At 53.1% G+C, this 18,701-nt stretch carries 14 protein-coding genes; 9 read left to right on the top strand and 5 right to left on the bottom strand.

The genetic code is table 11. The features are described 5' to 3' along the window. The first annotated feature begins 17 nt into the window (after positions 1 to 17). The 5 genes from M2374_RS09720 (at position 18) to M2374_RS09700 (ending at position 5,172) form a co-directional block, all read left to right on the top strand. Positions 18 to 755, top strand: coding sequence for a DUF1120 domain-containing protein (locus M2374_RS09720; protein ID WP_181490917.1), 738 nt, complete (start codon positions 18 to 20; stop codon positions 753 to 755). Positions 756 to 830: 75 nt separating this feature from the next. Then, positions 831 to 1,529 (top strand): fimbria/pilus chaperone family protein, encoded by a 699-nt coding sequence (locus tag M2374_RS09715; RefSeq protein WP_117342742.1) that lies wholly within the window; start codon positions 831 to 833, stop codon positions 1,527 to 1,529. A gap of 24 nt (positions 1,530 to 1,553) precedes the next feature. After that, a complete protein-coding gene (locus M2374_RS09710; protein WP_181688704.1) occupies positions 1,554 to 3,950 on the top strand; it encodes a fimbrial biogenesis usher protein in 2,397 nt (798 codons plus the stop codon). Further along, positions 3,947 to 4,474: a hypothetical protein gene (locus tag M2374_RS09705; RefSeq protein ID WP_117342740.1), complete on the top strand. Its 528-nt coding sequence runs from the start codon at positions 3,947 to 3,949 to the stop codon at positions 4,472 to 4,474. The genes M2374_RS09710 and M2374_RS09705 overlap by 4 nt, the downstream gene beginning before the upstream one ends. Next, positions 4,471 to 5,172, top strand: coding sequence for a DUF1120 domain-containing protein (locus M2374_RS09700; RefSeq protein WP_117342739.1), 702 nt, complete (start codon positions 4,471 to 4,473; stop codon positions 5,170 to 5,172). The genes M2374_RS09705 and M2374_RS09700 overlap by 4 nt, the downstream gene beginning before the upstream one ends. Before the next feature lie 40 nt (positions 5,173 to 5,212). Here M2374_RS09700 and M2374_RS09695 read toward each other — a convergent pair whose 3' ends face one another. Further along, positions 5,213 to 6,631, bottom strand: coding sequence for a glutamate synthase small subunit (locus M2374_RS09695; RefSeq protein WP_181517808.1), 1,419 nt, complete (start codon positions 6,629 to 6,631; stop codon positions 5,213 to 5,215). Between the two features lie 12 nt (positions 6,632 to 6,643). Next, positions 6,644 to 11,104, bottom strand: coding sequence for a glutamate synthase large subunit (gene gltB / locus M2374_RS09690; protein ID WP_135953049.1), 4,461 nt, complete (start codon positions 11,102 to 11,104; stop codon positions 6,644 to 6,646). Positions 11,105 to 11,791: 687 nt separating this feature from the next. Here gltB and M2374_RS09685 point away from each other — a divergent pair. The 4 genes from M2374_RS09685 to mtgA all read left to right on the top strand — a co-directional run bounded on the left by M2374_RS09685 (position 11,792) and on the right by mtgA (position 16,852). Next, entirely contained in the window at positions 11,792 to 12,721 is a 930-nt protein-coding gene (locus M2374_RS09685) for a TIGR01212 family radical SAM protein (RefSeq protein ID WP_115257371.1), read from the top strand. A gap of 195 nt (positions 12,722 to 12,916) precedes the next feature. Beyond that, the gene (gene arcB, locus M2374_RS09680) at positions 12,917 to 15,253 is read left to right on the top strand and encodes an aerobic respiration two-component sensor histidine kinase ArcB (RefSeq protein ID WP_181596186.1); all 2,337 of its coding nucleotides are present in this window, start codon (positions 12,917 to 12,919) and stop codon (positions 15,251 to 15,253) included. 229 nt (positions 15,254 to 15,482) lie between these two features. Further along, entirely contained in the window at positions 15,483 to 16,136 is a 654-nt protein-coding gene (gene elbB, locus M2374_RS09675; RefSeq protein WP_117342736.1) for an isoprenoid biosynthesis glyoxalase ElbB, read from the top strand. Then, a complete protein-coding gene (gene mtgA / locus M2374_RS09670) occupies positions 16,133 to 16,852 on the top strand; it encodes a monofunctional biosynthetic peptidoglycan transglycosylase (RefSeq protein ID WP_137400200.1) in 720 nt (239 codons plus the stop codon). Before elbB ends, mtgA begins: the two co-directional genes overlap by 4 nt. Positions 16,853 to 16,989: 137 nt before the next feature. On the opposite strand, the gene npr is transcribed toward mtgA, so the two are convergent. Genes npr through ptsN form a run of 3 tightly spaced genes read right to left on the bottom strand, consistent with a single transcriptional unit; the run spans position 16,990 to position 18,650 of the window. Beyond that, positions 16,990 to 17,262, bottom strand: coding sequence for a PTS phosphocarrier protein NPr (gene npr / locus M2374_RS09665; RefSeq protein ID WP_096755498.1), 273 nt, complete (start codon positions 17,260 to 17,262; stop codon positions 16,990 to 16,992). After that, the gene (gene rapZ, locus M2374_RS09660; RefSeq protein WP_096755499.1) at positions 17,259 to 18,113 is read right to left on the bottom strand and encodes an RNase adapter RapZ; all 855 of its coding nucleotides are present in this window, start codon (positions 18,111 to 18,113) and stop codon (positions 17,259 to 17,261) included. Before rapZ ends, npr begins: the two co-directional genes overlap by 4 nt. Positions 18,114 to 18,158: 45 nt before the next feature. After that, on the bottom strand, positions 18,159 to 18,650 hold the full coding sequence (gene ptsN, locus M2374_RS09655) for a PTS IIA-like nitrogen regulatory protein PtsN (protein ID WP_096755500.1): 492 nt from the start codon (positions 18,648 to 18,650) through the stop codon (positions 18,159 to 18,161). Between the last annotated feature and the right edge of the window lie 51 nt (positions 18,651 to 18,701).

Genomic DNA, 18,701 nt, shown 5'->3' with positions numbered 1-18,701 from the left:
TACGTTAAGGATTAACCGTGAAAAAACTCCTTCTGGCAGCGTCGTTAGGCGCTGCTCTGCTCACCTCATTCAACGCCAGCGCCAGCAGTGATGTTACCCTGAAAGTGGCGGGTTCTATTATCCCAGGTGCTTGTGTTCCGACATTGCCGAATGGCGGCGTGGTGGATTACGGTACTATCCGTAATGTGGCAATCGACCCTACCGGGACCACTAACAAGCTGGTTCAACTGGGGCAAAAGACTATCACCCTGACAGTAAACTGCGACACTGAAATTGCAGTGGCCCTGACTTCAACGGATAACCGTAGCGATTCTCGTGTTCCTCTTTCCTCGACCAGCTATATTGAATCAGCTAACTCGAATGGTGAGAATCTGACCCTTAGCCCAAATGGTTTTGGGTTAGGTAAGGCGCCAGATGGCACAACGAATATCGGTGATTATGCTGTCGCTTTTGATATTGGATCTGTGACCGCAGATGGTGATGTGGTTGATGTTATTACAACAGCTGACATTACCGCATCAACGGTAACGTGGGTAGCTACTACAAGAGCGGCATTTTGTGCATTGAACAATAGCTGCTCAACTGATAAGCCAGCATTATCTGTTGCTGAAACTGGCACTGTAGTACCTAAAGCATTCAAAGTATTGACCGCACCACTATTGGTTACTACTGCGGTACAGGATAATACTGTACTGGGAACAGAAGATACTATCACGCTGGATGGTAATGCCACCATCAGCCTTGTTTATCTCTAATAAATAATAAGTACGGTGAATTCGTTTTTATTAACGGATTTATCGTACTCATTTTTTCGCTAAATATTGAAAGGAATGGATACCTTGAAACATTTAAATGGATGCCGGAAGTTATCTCTTTTTGCCCTTATGCTTTGCTCCTTAAATAGCTTTGCTACTGGAATGGTGCCGGAAACATCAATACTACTGGTTGATGCGCAGAAAGGTGAAGCCAGTATGAACGTCACCAACACCGATTCATTTCCGGTGCTGTTGTATAGCAATATTGTCGAATTACCAGACGGTGATAAATCTGTACGTTTAATTGTCTCCCAGCCTGTCGTACGTGTGGAAGCGGGCCAGGTGCAGCGCATGCGCTTTATGCTCCAGACGCAAGCACCGCTGAAATATGAGCAGCTCAAACGTGTGACATTCGAAGGTATCCCGCCAAAAGAGAAAGGCAAGGATCGCGTGGCGGTGACGGTGCGTCAGGATTTGCCGGTAATTATCCACCCGGCAGGTTTAGCTGAAGAAACGCAGCCGTGGAAATTCCTGGAATGGAAAAAAGAGGGCAGCACGTTAACGATCAGCAATCCCAGCGACTATGTGGTGCGCATGACCCAGGCGTTTAAAACACTGCCGTCGAAGAAAGCCGGTGCGCTGAATAAAACCTATATGTTGCCCCATACCAGCACGACGGTAGCACTACCAGCCTCGACCGATACTCAGGTTGAATTTTATCCGGCCAGTCGCTATGGCTACAAAGGCCAGATTCAGGTTGCAGACTTAAAATAAGCCCAAACAAGGATGAGTGCGGTAATGTATAAAAAGACACTACTGGCCAGCCTGGTCAGTCTGCTGCTCACCCATAATGTCAGGGCTGAAGGTATTGATCTGGCCGCCGTCGATTTTGATCAAGAGACGCTTAAATCCCTTGGCGTTAATCCTAATGTCGCACACTATTTTTCGAGCAAATCCCGCTATATGCCGGGGAGTTCATCTGTCTCTCTGAATATTAATGGCATAGACAAAGGCAGTGTGATTGCCCGCTTTGATGACAATGGCCAACTTTGTTTTGATAAAGAATTCCTACAACAGGCAGGGCTGAAAGTACCCTCGGATTACGAGAGCGGCTGTTATCCCTATGAACAGGCTTACTCAGGAACGGTGGTAGATGCATCTCCGGCACAGGAAAAATTAACCGTCGTTGTTCCCGCTGATGCAGTGATTCCTGTTGGTGCGGATATGTCGGGCTACGCTTCGGGTGGTACAGCAGCGTTACTCAACTACTCATTGATGTCCTCCCGTAATGAGTTTAATGGTGGAAGCGCTGATTACTCTCAGGCGTTGCTTGATGGGGGCGTCAATTTTAATGACTGGCTGTTGCGCAGTCACCAGCTGTTGAGCCGCTCTGACGGCAAGTTCAACAGTGAAAACTCATCGACTTACATGCAGCGTACCTTTACAGGAATTAAGAGTACGGCGCGTTTTGGCGAAGTGAACCTGAACAATATTTTACTGCAGGGAGCCGGGATTTATGGGGTTGAGCTATCACCCGAAAACGCCCTGACGAAAAGTGGCGGTAATGTTCAGGTTCAGGGTATTGCTAACACCGCGCAGGCGCGCGTTGAAGTGCGCCAGCAGAACGTGCTGATTTTCTCCACGCTGGTGCCGGCAGGCGCGTTTACGCTTACCGATATTCCGATGCGTAACCTCAACAGTGACTTAAACGTCACGGTGGTTGAAACCGATGGTAGCCAGCACAGCTACGTCGTTCCTGCCAGTTTATATAATCAGACCGTCGGCAGCGCGGGCGGCCTGTATCTTTCCGTCGGGCGCGTTAACGATGATTATGACCATAAGCCGTGGGTCATGAGTGCAGCAGGTGGCTGGCAGCTTAACAGCCGGATCAATACACATCTGGGCGCGCTGGCGGCAGAAGATTATCAGGCCATTGCGGGGAGCGTGGATACGCTTCCGCTGGCGGATCTTACTCTTGGCATGCAGGTTAATCAGACGAATGATACCCGCCAGTCGTTACAGGGACAGAAATACACGGTGTCAGCGAATTATGCCGCGCCATATGGGTTCGGTTTAACCACGTCGTATTCTCGTCTGACTCAGGATTATCGTGAGTTCAGTGATTCCCTCGACGAAGATTTTGATGAAACCACCAAAAATGAGTATTCCGCCGGGATCAACTGGTCTCATCCGCTGATTGGCGGGCTGAGTGCCAGCTTCTATGAAACCAAAGGTTATGACAGCATCAATGATTCGCGTTATGTCTCTGCTGGCTGGAGTAAGTCATTCCGCTATTTCTCCGCATCGATTAACTGGCAGCATCAAATTTCAGCCGGGGGTGACGACGATGATGATGACGTCAATGAAGATGATGGCGATCTGTTTTACGTCAATATAAGCATCCCATTGGGTAACCATAGCGTGAATACCTACAGCCGTCGCGACGATCATAAGACGCGTTATGGCGCGTCGGCGATGGGAACAGTGAGTGAAAATACCTCCTATTCTGTTGGGGCTGAACACGATCAGGCTCAGAGCCAGAATAACTTTAATGCTGGCATAAGCAGCAATCTTCACTACACCCAGCTTGGACTTAATACCAGTATGGGCAGTGAACATAACCGCAGCTATTCCGGAACATTGCAGGGGGGCGTTGCTGCTCATAGTCAGGGGGTAACGTTCTCCCCGTGGGCAATACGTGACACCTTCGCGATAGCCTCACTGGATAAACCGGTTTCGGGCATCAAGCTCGATACCCCGCAAGGACCGGTGTGGACGGATTATCGCGGTATGGCAGTGATCCCTTCCGTGGGCGCCTGGCGTACCTCTCGGGTGGAAGTGAACACTGAAACATTGCCGAAGAATATGGATATCGGTAACGGTACACGAATGCTGAAACAGGGGCGTGGTGCGGTAGGGCGAGTCGGCTTCAGTGCGGTAACTCAGCGACGTGCGTTGCTGACAGTCACGCTGGCTGACGGGCGTAAGTTACCGAAAGGGCTGGCAGTTTCAGATAACGAGGGGCGTTACCTGACAACTTCCGTTGATGAAGGCGTGGTGTTCCTGAACGATGTGACTCCGCAGCAGTTGTTGACGGTGCAGCTGGATAACAGTACCTGCCAGTTCGCTTTAAACCTGCCAGAACAAGCCAACCCGGATGTCTTTTATGAAACCGCGAAGGGAGTATGTCAATGAAGCGCTTTTATATGGCGGTAGCACTGTTGCTCAGTACTTCCCAGGTGCTGGCAGAATGCACGCTGTTACAGAATCATCAGAGCTTAAGCTATGGTCGTCTCAGCGCTGCAGAGCGACAGGCTCAGGGTGATATTATCGATCTTCCGGAAAAGCAGATTGTTATCAATATTACCTGTGATGAACCACAACAGATTCGCCTGTTTACCGGCACGACTTCTCCGAAGGGGGGGCAATTTGGTTTTGGTGATGACGGCGTGATGACGGTGACGGCCTCACAAGCGATAGTTGATGACAATTCAGTGCGTCTGGCAGTGGTACATGCTGGAGATGCCTCCCAGATAACCAACGGTTCACAAGAAATAACACCACAGGTGAATCAAGGGATCGCATTTGTGAATGGACAGGAACTGAAAGGCAAAGCAGCGTCGGTTACCCTGACTATTAAACCGCGCTTTAAAAATGGATCTATCACCGATAAAACAACCTGGCGTGGAAACCTTCGCGTAAGGATGGTTACGCAATGAAAAAATTGAGCCTGTTGTTGATGCTATACATACCCTGTCTAGTCAGCGCAAACAACGATGTGGTTGATATCAACGTTGACGTGACTTCCGATGCTGCTGCCTGTACGCCAGTACTCAGCAACGGTGGTGTTGCAGACTTTGGTACCCGTTACGCTGGCAGTTTATCGCAGAAATTTTTTAATCAGCTTGGGACCCGTGATCTGACATTAACGATCACTTGTGAGTCTGCAACTGGTGTAGCGATTACCGCCCGCGATACGCGTGTAGATTCAATGACTTCCGGGAAGGATGATACCGGCACGGCTGGGGCTAAATTTCAGATTAATGGCGCTGGCTATATCAGTGATGCCTCACGCCTGTTTGGCCTGGGCGTGACGTCTGAAGGTAAAAAGATTGGCAGCTACGCGGTGCAAATCAACGCTGGCTCGGTTGTGGCGATGGATGCAGATGCGGAAGTTAAAGTGGATATGGCCGGTGCGACTGATAAAAGCGGTCCATGGTCAGCTGTTACGATGTTACCTCTGCCGACCAATCAGGATTATTTTTATACCTTTGTCCAGAAGGGAACGACCACGCCACAGCCCATTATGACGGCTAGCGTTCCCTTGCAGGTGAGTGCTACGGTAGCGCCAGATATCAGCAGTGACCAGGCGATAACGCTGAACGGTGAAGCTGTGATCACTATCGCGTATCTATAAATGAGACGTTGCCGGATGGCAAAGCATCCGGCATTTCTTTTTACACTTCCAGGTAATTCAGGATCCCGTCAGCGGCTTTACGGCCTTCGGCAATTGCCGTCACCACCAGATCCGAACCGCGCACGATGTCGCCACCGGCGAAGATTTTCGGGTTGCTGGTCTGGAACGCGTTGTCGCTGCGTTCCGGGGCGATAATGCGGCCCTGCGAATCCAGCTCGACGCTGTGCTTTGCCAGCCATTCCATGCTGTGCGGACGGAAACCGAATGCCATCACCACGGCATCGGCGGGTACCACGTGTTCAGAACCGGGCACGATCTCCGCACGGCGGCGGCCTTGTGCGTCCGGTGCACCCATTTCAGTATGCGCCATTTTCACACCGCACACTTTGCCGTTGGCGTTAATTTCCACGCCCAGCGGCTGCACGTTGAACTGGAACTCTACACCTTCTTCACGCGCGTTTTTTACTTCGCGTTTCGAGCCAGGCATGTTTTCTTCGTCGCGACGATAGGCGCAAATCACGTGTGAGGCGTTCTGACGAACGGAAGTACGTACGCAGTCCATCGCAGTATCACCGCCGCCCAGTACCACCACGCGTTTGCCTTCCATACTGATGTACGGCTCGTTGCTGCTTTCGCCAAAGCCCATCAACTGCTTGGTATTGGCAATCAGGAACGGCAGGGCATCGAATACGCCATCGGCATCTTCATTTTCCAGCCCACCGCGCATCGACTGATAGGTTCCGACGCCGAGAAACACAGCGTCATAATCTTTCAGTAGATCGTCGAGCTGCACGTCACGACCCACTTCTACATTGAGTTTGAACTCAATGCCCATACCGGTGAAGATTTCACGACGACGGGTCATCACCTCTTTTTCCAGCTTGAAGGCTGGAATACCGAAGGTCAGCAGGCCGCCAATCTCCGGATGACGGTCAAACACCACCGCCTTTACGCCGTTACGGGTGAGTACGTCGGCACAGGCCAGCCCTGCCGGACCGGCACCGATAATGGCGACGCGTTTATCGGTCTGGCGTACGCCGGTCATATCCGGGCGCCAGCCCATTTCAAACGCTTTATCGTTGATATAGCGCTCAATGTTGCCGATGGTTACCGCGCCGAACTCATCGTTCAGCGTGCAAGAACCCTCACACAGACGGTCCTGCGGACACACACGACCGCAGACTTCCGGCAGCGTGTTGGTCTGGTGTGACAGCTCGGCTGCTTCAAAAATACGTCCTTCGTTAGCCAGCTTCAGCCAGTTCGGGATGTAGTTGTGCACCGGGCATTTCCACTCGCAGTACGGGTTGCCGCAGGACAGGCAGCGGTCTGCCTGCGCCTTAGCCTGGCCTTCGGAAAACGGCTCGTAGATTTCGATAAACTCGATCTTGCGGATCTTCAGCGGTTTCTTCGGCGGATCAACGCGCTGCAGGTCGATAAATTGGTATACGTTCTGGCTCATTGCTGCTACCCCTTACTGCGCCTGCACGCGCAGCTCAGCTGCGCTACGACTACGGTGACCCAACAGTGCTTTCACATCACTGGACTTCGGTTTAACCAGCGCGAATTTCGCCGAGAATGCCGGCCAGTTGGCCAGGATCTCTTCTCCGCGTGACGAACCGGTATGCTGTACATGCTCGGTGATCAGTCCACGCAAATGCTCTTCGTGGATAGCCAGCGAGTCCACGCTCAGGACTTCGACCAGCTCTGGATTCACGCGTTTGCGGAATTCGCCGTCTTCGTCCAGCACGTAGGCAAACCCGCCCGTCATGCCTGCGCCGAAGTTGACGCCCGTTTTACCGAGAATACAGACGATGCCGCCGGTCATGTATTCACAGCCGTTGTCACCGATGCCTTCGACCACAGTGATGGCACCTGAGTTACGTACCCCAAAGCGTTCACCCGCGCGACCTGCGGCAAACAGACGACCGCCGGTTGCGCCGTACAGGCAGGTGTTGCCGATGATGCTCGCTTCATGGCTGCGGAAGGCAGAACCGACCGGAGGACGTACCGCCAGCAGGCCGCCCGCCATGCCTTTACCGACATAGTCGTTGGCATCGCCGGTCAGATACAGCTCCACGCCGCCCGCGTTCCACACGCCAAAGCTCTGGCCTGCGGTACCGCTGAAATGCGCCTTGATCGGGTCGGAAGCCAACCCCTGATCGCCGTGCGTCTGAGCGATATAGCCCGACAGTGATGCGCCGACAGAACGGTCGGTGTTGCGGATGTCGAACCAGAAAGTTTTACTCTGGCGCTCATCAACAAATGGTTTGGCCTGTTGCAGCAACTGCGCGTTGAGCACGCCGTTGTCGAACGGTGGGTTGTTCTCAGTACAGTACACCGCTTTGCCTGGGTGAGGTTGTGCGGTTTCCAGCAGATGAGACAGCTCCAGTTTCTGCTGCTTGGCAGTATACCCGTCCAGCTCTTTGAGCAGGTCGGTACGGCCAATCAGATCCACCAGGCGTGTTACACCAAGCGATGCCATCAGCTCGCGGGTTTCACGGGCGACAAACTCAAAGTAGTTGGTCACTTTGAACGGCAGACCGTGGTAGTGGTTCTTACGCAGTTTTTCGTCCTGGGTTGCTACACCGGTTGCACAGTTGTTCAGGTGGCAAATACGCAGGTATTTACAGCCCAGCGCAACCATCGGGCCGGTACCAAAGCCGAAGCTTTCCGCGCCGAGAATGGCTGCTTTGATGATGTCGACGCCGGTTTTCAGACCGCCATCAACTTGTAAACGGATCTTATGGCGCAGACCGTTAGCCACCAGTGCCTGCTGAGTTTCTACCAGCCCCAGTTCCCACGGACAACCTGCGTATTTCACCGAAGAGAGCGGGCTGGCGCCGGTGCCGCCGTCGTAACCGGCAATGGTTATCAGGTCCGCGTAGGCTTTTGCCACGCCGGTGGCGATGGTACCGACGCCCGGTTCGGAAACCAGCTTCACAGAGATCATCGCCTTCGGGTTAACCTGTTTTAAGTCGAAAATCAGCTGCGCCAGGTCTTCGATAGAGTAGATATCGTGGTGTGGCGGCGGGGAGATCAGCGTCACGCCCGGCACCGAATAACGCAGTTTGGCGATGTACGGAGTAACTTTATCTCCCGGTAACTGACCGCCTTCGCCGGGCTTCGCGCCTTGTGCGACCTTAATCTGAATGACGTCAGCGTTGACCAGATACGCCGGGGTTACACCGAAGCGACCGGAAGCCACCTGCTTGATGCGCGACACCTTGTTGGTGCCATAGCGTGCTGGGTCCTCACCGCCTTCGCCGGAGTTGGAATTGCCGCCGATGCTGTTCATCGCTTCGGCCAGCGCTTCGTGCGCTTCCGGGCTTAACGCGCCGATGGACATGGCTGCGGTATCAAAACGTTTAAACAACTCGGTTGCGGGTTCGACGTCGTCAATACTTACTGCTTCATTGCCAGGTGCGATAGCCAGCAGATCGCGCAGCGTTGCTGCCGGACGCTCGTTAACCAACTTCGCGTATTGCTGGTAGTCGCTGTATTCGCCGCTTTGTACTGCCTGTTGCAGGGTGCGTACCACGTCCGGGTTGTAGGCGTGGTATTCACCACCGTGAACGTACTTCAGCAGGCCGCCCTGGCTAATCGGTTTGCGCGCCAACCAGGCATGTTTGGAGAGGTTCAGCAGATCCTGCTGGAAGTCGGCAAAGCCTGCGCCGCTGATGCGACTGACCACGCCCTGGAAGCACAATGCCACCACGTCGTCATGCAGGCCAACGGCTTCAAACAGCTTCGAACAGCGGTAGGAGGCAATGGTCGAAATGCCCATTTTGGACATGATTTTGTACAGACCTTTGTTGATGCCGTTACGGTAGTTCAGCATCACGGTCCGGTAATCTTTGGCAATAGCGTGAGTGTCAATCAGACGCCCCAGCGTTTCATAGGCCAGATACGGATAGATTGCTGTGGCACCAAAGCCGAGGAGTACCGCGAAGTGATGTGGATCGCGGGTACTGGCGGTTTCGACGATGATGTTAGCGTCGCAGCGCAGGTTTTGTTCCACCAGACGCGTTTGCACCGCACCAACCGCCATCGGTGCCGGGACCGGCAGGCGATTTTTGGCGATGTTACGGTCAGAGAGCACCAGCAATACCGTGCCGTTACGCACCATCTGTTCGGCTTTATCGCACAGCGCCTTGACGGTCTCTTCCAGCGTGGTTTCACTCACGTCGAAGGTGATATCGAGCCGGTCAGCGCGATAATGTTCCTCTTTCATGGTGGTGAGCTGGGTGAAATCAGAGTACAGCAAGATCGGCGATTTAAAGCTCAGGCGATGCGCCTGGCCTTCGGCTTCACAGAAGACGTTCATCTCACGACCAATGCTGGTGGCTAGCGACATCACGTGCGCCTCACGCAGCGGATCGATAGGCGGATTGGTCACCTGCGCGAACTGCTGACGGAAGTAGTCATAAATGATGCGCGGCTGGCTGGAAAGCACGGCAAACGGGGTGTCATCGCCCATTGAACCGACCGCTTCCTGGCCGTTTTCACCCAACACGCGAATCACGGAATCCAGTTCTTCGGCGCTGTAGTTAAACTGTTTTTGGTAGCTGGCAAGGGTGTCGTCGTCCAGCTCACGGCTGCCGACTTGATCGTCAGCCAGGTCTTCAAACGGTACCAGACGGCGGACGTTCTTTTCCATCCACTCTTTGTACGGATGGCGACTTTTCAGGTCATCATCGGTTTCCGCCGAGTGCAGAATGCGACCCGAGCGGGTGTCGATCACCATCAGTTCGCCGGGACCGACGCGGCCTTTCTCGACGACTTCATCGGGCTGATAATCCCAGATACCCACTTCGGAGGCGCAGGTGATGAGCTTGTCTTTGGTGATGACGTAGCGCGCCGGGCGCAGGCCGTTACGGTCAAGGTTACAGGCGGCAAAGCGACCGTCAGACATGACAATGCCTGCCGGGCCGTCCCACGGCTCCATGTGCATGGAGTTAAAGTCAAAGAATGCGCGCAGCTCCGGGTCCATATCTGGGTTGTTCTGCCAGGCTGGTGGCACCAGCAGGCGCATCGCGCGGATGATGTCCATCCCGCCTGCCAGCAACAGTTCGAGCATGTTATCCATTGAGCTGGAGTCGGAGCCGGTTTCGTTGACGAACGGCGCGGCATCGTGGAGATCCGGGATCAGCGGGGTCTGGAACTTATAAGTACGGGCGCGCGCCCACTGGCGGTTACCGGTAATGGTATTGATTTCGCCGTTGTGCGCCAGGTAGCGGAACGGTTGGGCCAGCGGCCAGCGCGGTACGGTGTTGGTGGAAAAGCGCTGGTGGAACAGGCAGATGGCCGATTCCAGACGCAGGTCCGCGAGGTCCAGGTAAAAGCGCGGCAGATCCGCCGGCATACACAGACCTTTATAGATATTGACCAGATTGGACAAGCTACAGACGTAGAAGTCTTTATCGTCCTGTAAACGTTTCTCGATGCGGCGACGCGCGATGAACAGACGGCGCTCCATATCGCGTGGACGCCAGCCCGCAGGGGCGTTAACAAAAATTTGCTCAATACGGGGCAGGGAGGAGAGGGCAATTTCACCGAGAACACCGTCGTTGGTCGGCACGTCGCGCCAGCCCACAATCGACAGGGTTTCCTGCTGTAACTCTTCTTCAACGATGCGACGAGACGCCGCCGCCAGTTCAGCGTCTTTATTTAAAAAGATCATGCCGACCGCGTAGTTTTTGGCTAAACGCCAGCCGCGCTCTTGCGCAACAATGCGGAAAAAGCGATCGGGTTTTTGTAATAACAGGCCACAGCCGTCGCCGGTTTTACCGTCCGCGAGGATGGCTCCACGGTGCTGCATACGGGCCAGTGCGTGTATGGCGGTACGCACTACCTTGTGGCTAGGTTCGCCTTCTATGTGGGCGATCAGGCCGAAACCACAGTTATCCTTCTCAAGGGATTTATCGTACAACATATCAGTGAACCTCCCCAGGCTCTGCGGGACGCCTCTCCGATACCGTTTGCGCACAGGCACACCAAGAGCATGGCGACGGGGGTTGCGCGTTATACGCTCACCTCGCATTCGCCCTCTTTAATCCTTTTCGCATAGGTCAAACAAGTTTGAGGACTTGCTTCAGAGGGAATCTCAATTACTGCATAAATATGATGAGCAGGCTGCTCATCCAGAAAGCTTCCAGCGGATTTCCACGTTATCGGGAATCCACACACAGGTCAAATGGCAATCTTATTTATGCAAAAATGTGCTATAGGTCGATTAACGATATGAATATATTGAAATTAATGGCATTTTTACATTGATTTAACGCACAGTGGATGGCGAGGGAAGTGTGATCTGTCTCACTGTCAGAAAGGTCCGTTATCGCTTGTCCTCCCTTTGTTTATCGCGATGTTTGGTATTTTATGCTGGTTTATAGAGTTTACGCGTCTTAAAGATACTGTTTTTATCCGTTGGCCGTCGGAAGATAAAAAAAATCATCAGATATAAGGAAAAGTAATCACACTTTGATTGAATGAAATTTCATTTATTTTGCTTGAATATGCAATGAATAAAAGCACGCCGGGGCGATTGATCCAGGTCATCGCCGACGGGGGCTAAAAATGGCAGGCTTTGGCCTCTTTTCAAGGCGCGGTCTATCAGATTATGCAGTTACAGAAATTAGTCAATATGTTTGGTGGGGATCTTTCTCGTCGTTATGGGCAAAAGGTTCATAAACTCACGCTGCACGGCGGGTTTAGCTGCCCAAATCGCGATGGCACCATTGGACGTGGCGGGTGCACCTTCTGTAATGTCGCTTCCTTTGCCGATGAGGCACAGCAGCATCATTCGATTGCTGAGCAGCTCGAACATCAGGCTCAACTGGTGAATCGCGCCAAGCGCTACCTGGCCTATTTTCAGGCTTATACCAGCACGTTTGCCGAAGTGCAGGTGCTGCGTTCGATGTACCAGCAGGCGGTCACTCAGGCCAATATTGTCGGGCTGTGCGTCGGGACGCGCCCTGACTGCGTGCCAGAGGCGGTGCTCGATCTGCTGTGCGAATATAAAGACCAGGGCTACGAGGTGTGGTTGGAACTGGGGCTGCAAACGGCCCATGATAAAACGCTGCACCGTATTAACCGTGGGCATGACTTTGCCTGCTATCAACGCACCACGCAGTTGGCGCGTGAGCGTGGGTTGAAAGTGTGCTCACATCTGATTGTCGGCCTGCCGGGAGAAGGGCAAGCGGAATGTCTGCAAACGCTGGCGCGCGTGGTGGAGACCGGCGTTGATGGCATTAAGCTGCATCCGCTGCATATCGTGAAGGGCAGCATTATGGCGAAGGCCTGGGAAGCAGGGCGTCTGAGCGGTATTGAGCTGGCCGATTACACCGTGACGGCGGGCGAGATGATTCGCCATACGCCGCCAGAGGTTATTTATCATCGTATTTCTGCCAGCGCCCGTCGCCCGACGTTACTGGCGCCGCTGTGGTGTGAAAATCGCTGGACCGGGATGGTCGAACTGGACCGTTATCTCAATGAGCATGGTGTACAAGGCTCCGCTCTTGGAACGCCGTGGGCTCAGCCGGGGAGCTAACCCTTTGTAGGCCGGATAAGGCAAAGCCGACCTCCGGCAATCTGCGCCTGCTTGCCTGATGGCGCTTCGCTTATCAGGTCTACGATGACCTCTCCTCAGTCATTTCACCGATAGCCTCCGCATTTATTGCACAATCTCAAACGTCACGCCGAGAATTGAGTATTATTGTGCCAAGTTGTCGTGAAGGAACCCTCTATGAAGCAAATTCGAATGCTGGCGCAGTATTATGTCGACCTGATGATGAAATTAGGTCTGGTGCGCTTTTCGCTGCTATTGGCGCTGGCTCTGGTGGTGTTGGCCATAGTGGTGCAAATGGCCGTCACCATGGTGCTGCATGGCCAGGTAGAAAGTATTGATGTAATACGTTCCATCTTTTTTGGCCTGTTAATTACCCCCTGGGCGGTCTATTTCCTGTCAGTGGTCGTGGAGCAACTGGAGGAGTCCCGGCAACGCCTGTCACGACTGGTGCAGAAGCTGGAAGAGATGCGCGAACGCGATCTCAAGCTTAACGTGCAGTTAAAGGACAATATTGCGCAGCTTAACCAGGAGATTGTCGAACGTGAAAAGGCGGAAGCGGAGCGCCAGGAAACGTTTGAACAACTCAAAGTCGAAATTAAAGAGCGTGAAGAAGCGCAGATCCAACTGGAACAACAATCCTCTTTTCTGCGTTCTTTTCTCGATGCTTCACCGGATCTGGTTTTTTATCGCAATGAAGATAAAGAGTTCTCCGGCTGTAACCGCGCCATGGAATTGCTGACAGGCAAGAGCGAAAAGCAGCTGGTGAATTTAAAACCGATTGAAGTTTACTCGCCAGAAGCGGCTGAAAAAGTTATCGAAACCGACGAGAAAGTGTTCCGCCATAATGTCTCGTTGACCTATGAACAATGGCTGGATTACCCGGACGGACGTAAAGCCTGCTTTGAAATTCGTAAAGTGCCTTATTACGACCGCGTCGGTAAACGACACGGCCTGATGGGCTTTGGCCGCGATATTACCGAGCGCAAGCGCTACCAGGATGCACTTGAACGTGCCAGCCGTGACAAGACGACCTTTATTTCCACCATCAGCCACGAACTGCGTACGCCGCTGAACGGTATTGTCGGTTTGAGTCGGATCCTGCTGGATACGGATCTGACCGCTGAGCAGGAAAAATACCTGAAAACTATCCATGTTTCTGCCGTTACGCTTGGGAATATTTTCAACGATATTATCGACATGGATAAGATGGAGCGGCGTAAAGTTCAGCTCGATAACCAGCCGATAGATTTCACCAGCTTTATGGCGGATCTGGAAAACCTCTCCGGCCTGCAGGCGCAGCAAAAAGGGCTGCGCTTTGTACTTGATCCGACCTTGCCGCTGCCGCATAAGGTCATTACCGACGGGACGCGTCTGCGTCAAATCCTGTGGAATCTGATCAGCAACGCCGTGAAGTTTACCCAGAAAGGGCAGGTCACCGTGCGGGCGCGCTATGACAAAGGCAACATGCTGCATTTTGAAGTGGAAGATTCTGGTATCGGTATTCCGCAGGATGAGCAGGATAAAATCTTCGCCATGTATTATCAGGTGAAGGACAGCAATGGCGGTAAACCGGCCACCGGGACCGGGATTGGTCTGGCAGTGTCTCGTCGTCTGGCGAAAAACATGGGCGGCGATATTACGGTTTCCAGCCAGCCGGGGAAAGGTTCCGTCTTTACCCTTACCGTTCATGCCCCAGCCGTTGCGGAAGAGATTGAAGACGCCTTTGAAGAAGACGACATGCCGTTGCCTGCCCTGAATGTGCTGCTGGTTGAGGACATTGAACTGAACGTGATTGTCGCCCGTTCGGTGCTGGAAAAACTGGGTAACAGCGTGGACGTCGCCATGACCGGGAAAGCCGCGCTGGAAATGTTCAAACCGGGTGAGTACGACCTGGTGCTGTTGGATATTCAGTTGCCGGATATGACGGGTCTGGATATCTCCAGAGAGTTAACGCAAAAGTACGCGCGGGAAGATCTGCCGCCGCTGGTGGCGCTCACCGCTAACGTTCTGAAAGACAAAAAAGAATATCTGGAAGCGGGTATGGATGACGTGCTGAGCAAGCCGCTGTCGGTACCGGCGTTAACCGCCATGATTAAAAAATACTGGGATACCCGAAACAAAGAGGAGAGCACTGTGACATCTGAAGAAAGCAGTAAATCGCAAGCGCTGTTAGATATTCCCATGTTGGAACAATACCTCGAGCTGGTGGGACCGAAGTTAATTACCGACGGATTGGCGGTATTTGAGAAGATGATGCCGGGTTATTTAAGTGTGCTGGAGTCCAACCTGACCGCGCGTGATAAAAAAGGCGTTGTTGAGGAAGGCCATAAAATCAAAGGTGCTGCGGGGTCAGTGGGACTGCGCCATCTGCAACAGCTGGGTCAGCAAATTCAATCCCCGGACCTTCCAGCCTGGGAGGACAACGTGGCGGAATGGATTGAAGAGATGAAGCAGGAGTGGCAGCACGACGTGGCGGTATTAAGAGCCTGGGTGGCGAGTGTTGAAAAAAAATGACCCCGGCTTAGCCGGGGTGCGCGAATACTGCGCCAACACCAGGGAAATCGTGGCTGCGCCGTAAATTATTATCATTGTTTACAAGGGCGCAGCCCTAATTTTCAGGCCGCACGCAGTTAAGATAGCAAATCTTAAATAATTTGTTACATGAATCAGTTAAATGTGTGAAGCGTAGCATTTTAATAAGAATTATTAATATGCTACAGCCAGTTGCGAAAGGAGTATCACGATGAAGAAAATTGGCGTAGTGCTCGGTGGATGCGGCGTGTATGACGGCTCGGAGATCCATGAAGCCGTGTTAACGCTGCTGGCTATTGCCCGCAACGGGGCTCAGGCCATCTGCTTTGCGCCGGATAAACAACAAGCAGATGTGATTAATCATCTGACGGGCGAACCCATGCAGGAGACCCGCAATGTCCTGATTGAGGCTGCACGTATAACCCGTGGTGATATTCGCCCGCTTGCCCAGGCGGTCTCTGCTGAACTGGATGCGCTGATTGTCCCTGGTGGATTCGGTGCAGCGAAGAACCTGAGCAATTTCGCCAGCCAGGGAAGCGAATGCCGGGTGGATAGCGACTTAGCCGCGCTGGCAGTCGCCATGCATCAATCCGGTAAGCCGTTGGGGTTCATGTGTATTGCCCCAGCGATGCTGCCTAAAATATTCGATTTTCCGCTGCGTCTGACGATTGGCACCGATATCGATACTGCGGAAGTGCTGGAGGATATGGGGGCAGAGCATGTGCCGTGTCCGGTCGATGATATTGTGGTTGATGAAGACCACAAAATCGTCACCACGCCGGCTTATATGCTGGCACAGGATATTGCCCAGGCGGCGAGCGGTATCGACAAGCTGGTCTCGCGTGTGCTGGTGCTGACTGAATGAAAAAAGGGGTGACCGCCAGTTTGCGGCGACTCTTTCTGCGGGCGGTCATTGTCCTCGCCGTGTTCTGGGGCGGGGGCATCGCCCTCTTCAGCGTGCTGCCCGTGCCCTTTTCAGCGGTGATGGCTGAACGACAAATTAGCGCCTGGTTGCACGGTGATTTCGGCTATGTGGCGCATTCTGACTGGGTCAGTATGGATGAGATCTCACCGTGGATGGGGCTGGCGGTTATTGCCGCAGAAGACCAAAAATTTCCGCAGCACTGGGGATTTGATGTCTCTGCGATAGAAAAGGCGCTGGCGCATAATGAGCGCAATGAAAGCCGCATTCGTGGAGCATCGACGCTCTCGCAGCAGACAGCAAAAAATCTCTTTCTGTGGGATGGACGCAGTTGGGTGCGTAAAGGTCTTGAGGCCGGACTCACACTGGGTATGGAAACAGTGTGGAGTAAGAAACGTATTCTGACGGTTTATCTGAATATCGCCGAGTTTGGCGACGGTGTATTCGGCGTAGAAGCGGCAGCACAACGTTATTTCCATAAACCGGCCAGCCGCCTGAGTCAGTCTGAAGCAGCGCTGCTGGCGGCGGTGCTGCCAAATCCTCTGCGTTTTAAGGCGAATGCCCCGTCAGGCTATGTACGTAACCGGCAGGCATGGATCATGCGGCAAATGCGCCAGTTAGGCGGTGAGTCGTTTATGCGGGAAAATAAGCTGTATTAGTCGATGCTGACGCTGTTTTTGTAGGCCTGATAAGCGCAGCGCATCAGGCAGAATACGACACAACGACATTGCCGGATGTGGCGTAAACGCCTTATCCGACCTACTCGCTACGTGCTGAAATGGTAGCTCTGTACTGACTAATCCTCGTCAAACCCCGAATTAAACAGCGCAATCACCGCTGCCAGGGCTTCTACTTCCTGTGGGCCAGAGGCTTCAACCTCTATCTGGCGACCTTTGGCGGAATCCAGCATCAGCAGGGCGATGACGCTGTTCGCTTCCGCCTCTGTACCTTCATCGTTACGCAACAGCACTTCCGCCTCAAAACCCTGCATTAATTCAAACAGCTTCATCGCAGGCCGGGCGTGCATGCCCAGCTTATTGGTGATTTCGACAGTCTGTTTTACGGTCATGATTTGCGTTTTTCCAGCGTGCGATGGCGTGACTGCACGTTTTTACCGCGAGAGCGGAAGTAGTCAGCCAGTTGCTCTGCAATATACACCGATCGGTGTTTCCCGCCGGTACAGCCGATGGCTACGGTGAGGTAGCTGCGGTTGTTAGTCTCCAGCATGGGTAACCATAGCTCAAGATAGCTGCGAGTCTGGTAGATAAAATTGTGTACTTCTGTGTGGCGGTCGAGAAACGCGGCAACGGGCCTGTCCAGACCGGTCATCGGACGCAGTTTAGGGTCCCAGTGTGGGTTTGGCAGGAAGCGCACGTCAAAGACGTAATCCGCATCAATCGGGATGCCGTGCTTGAAGCCAAAGGACTCGAATACCATGGTCAGTTCACGTTCACGTTTGCCCAGCAGTCGGGTACGCAACATTTCTGCCAGCTCGTGCACGGACATTTCAGAGGTATCGACGATCAGGTCCGCGCGAGAACGCAGTGGCTCCAGTAAGTCACTTTCCTTATCGATAGCACTTTCCAGTGACAGATTTTTGCTGGAGAGTGGGTGCAGTCGACGGGTATCACTGTAGCGACGGATCAGCGTGTTACGGTCAGCATCGAGGAACAGCAGCTGCGGCGAGAAACCTTCAGGCAGGTTATTCATTGCCTGCTCGAAAATTTCTGGTGACTCAGGCATATTGCGCACATCAATGCTGACGGCCGCAGAAATTTGGCTATCGGCCAGGGTGCGGGCCAGATCGGGCAACAGCACTACGGGAAGGTTATCCACGCAGTAAAAACCCATATCTTCCAGCGCTCGCAGGGCAACAGATTTGCCTGACCCTGAACGACCGCTGACGATCATCAGTACCATGTACTGTTTCTCCTCACAACGACAAAAAAGGGTGCCATTGGGTTGTTATGCTTCATCCTGTACACCTTCGGTGTCCGTGATGATTTGATACAGCTCCTGATCGCTCTGCGCGGAACGCAGGCGGCGACAGATGGTTTTATCCGCCAGACGTTTTGCAACCAGTGACAAGGTGTGCAAATGCGTCTTGGTTTGGTCTGCGGGAACCAGTAGGGCGAACAACAGATCGACCGGTTGATTATCAATGGCGTCGAACGCGATAGGCGTTTCGAGCTGCACAAACACGCCGACCGCGCGCATCGTGTCTTCTTCCAGCTTTCCGTGCGGAATGGCAATACCATTGCCGATGCCGGTACTGCCCATTTTTTCACGCGTCAGAATGGCTTCAAATACCACCTGAGAAGGCAAGCTGAGCTGCTTTGCTGCCAGTTCGCTGATGATTTCCAGAGCGCGTTTTTTGCTTTGGCAGTGAACACCAGAGCGCGTACATTCCTGGTTAAGAACAGTACTCAGTTGTAGAGTCGTATCGTTATTTGTCATAATTTCACCTAAGCGCTAACTGTACAAATGGCCCGTTGTGCTGCACAACAG

This window comes from Citrobacter sp. JUb117, assembly GCF_024809055.1.
GTDB lineage: Bacteria > Pseudomonadota > Gammaproteobacteria > Enterobacterales > Enterobacteriaceae > Citrobacter > Citrobacter gillenii.
This window is presented reverse-complemented; position numbering and strand designations above follow the sequence as displayed.

What these genes read in the sequence shown, in the direction of transcription:
- M2374_RS09715 (WP_117342742.1), top strand. Translation starts at nt 831, where the DNA reads ATGGATACCTTGAAACATTTAAATGGATGCCGGAAGTTATCTCTTTTT.
- M2374_RS09710 (WP_181688704.1), top strand. Translation starts at nt 1,554, where the DNA reads ATGTATAAAAAGACACTACTGGCCAGCCTGGTCAGTCTGCTGCTCACC.
- M2374_RS09705 (WP_117342740.1), top strand. Translation starts at nt 3,947, where the DNA reads ATGAAGCGCTTTTATATGGCGGTAGCACTGTTGCTCAGTACTTCCCAG.
- M2374_RS09700 (WP_117342739.1), top strand. Translation starts at nt 4,471, where the DNA reads ATGAAAAAATTGAGCCTGTTGTTGATGCTATACATACCCTGTCTAGTC.
- M2374_RS09695 (WP_181517808.1), bottom strand. Translation starts at nt 6,631, where the DNA reads ATGAGCCAGAACGTATACCAATTTATCGACCTGCAGCGCGTTGATCCG.
- gltB (WP_135953049.1), bottom strand. Translation starts at nt 11,104, where the DNA reads ATGTTGTACGATAAATCCCTTGAGAAGGATAACTGTGGTTTCGGCCTG.
- M2374_RS09685 (WP_115257371.1), top strand. Translation starts at nt 11,792, where the DNA reads ATGCAGTTACAGAAATTAGTCAATATGTTTGGTGGGGATCTTTCTCGT.
- arcB (WP_181596186.1), top strand. Translation starts at nt 12,917, where the DNA reads ATGAAGCAAATTCGAATGCTGGCGCAGTATTATGTCGACCTGATGATG.
- elbB (WP_117342736.1), top strand. Translation starts at nt 15,483, where the DNA reads ATGAAGAAAATTGGCGTAGTGCTCGGTGGATGCGGCGTGTATGACGGC.
- mtgA (WP_137400200.1), top strand. Translation starts at nt 16,133, where the DNA reads ATGAAAAAAGGGGTGACCGCCAGTTTGCGGCGACTCTTTCTGCGGGCG.
- npr (WP_096755498.1), bottom strand. Translation starts at nt 17,262, where the DNA reads ATGACCGTAAAACAGACTGTCGAAATCACCAATAAGCTGGGCATGCAC.
- rapZ (WP_096755499.1), bottom strand. Translation starts at nt 18,113, where the DNA reads ATGGTACTGATGATCGTCAGCGGTCGTTCAGGGTCAGGCAAATCTGTT.
- ptsN (WP_096755500.1), bottom strand. Translation starts at nt 18,650, where the DNA reads ATGACAAATAACGATACGACTCTACAACTGAGTACTGTTCTTAACCAG.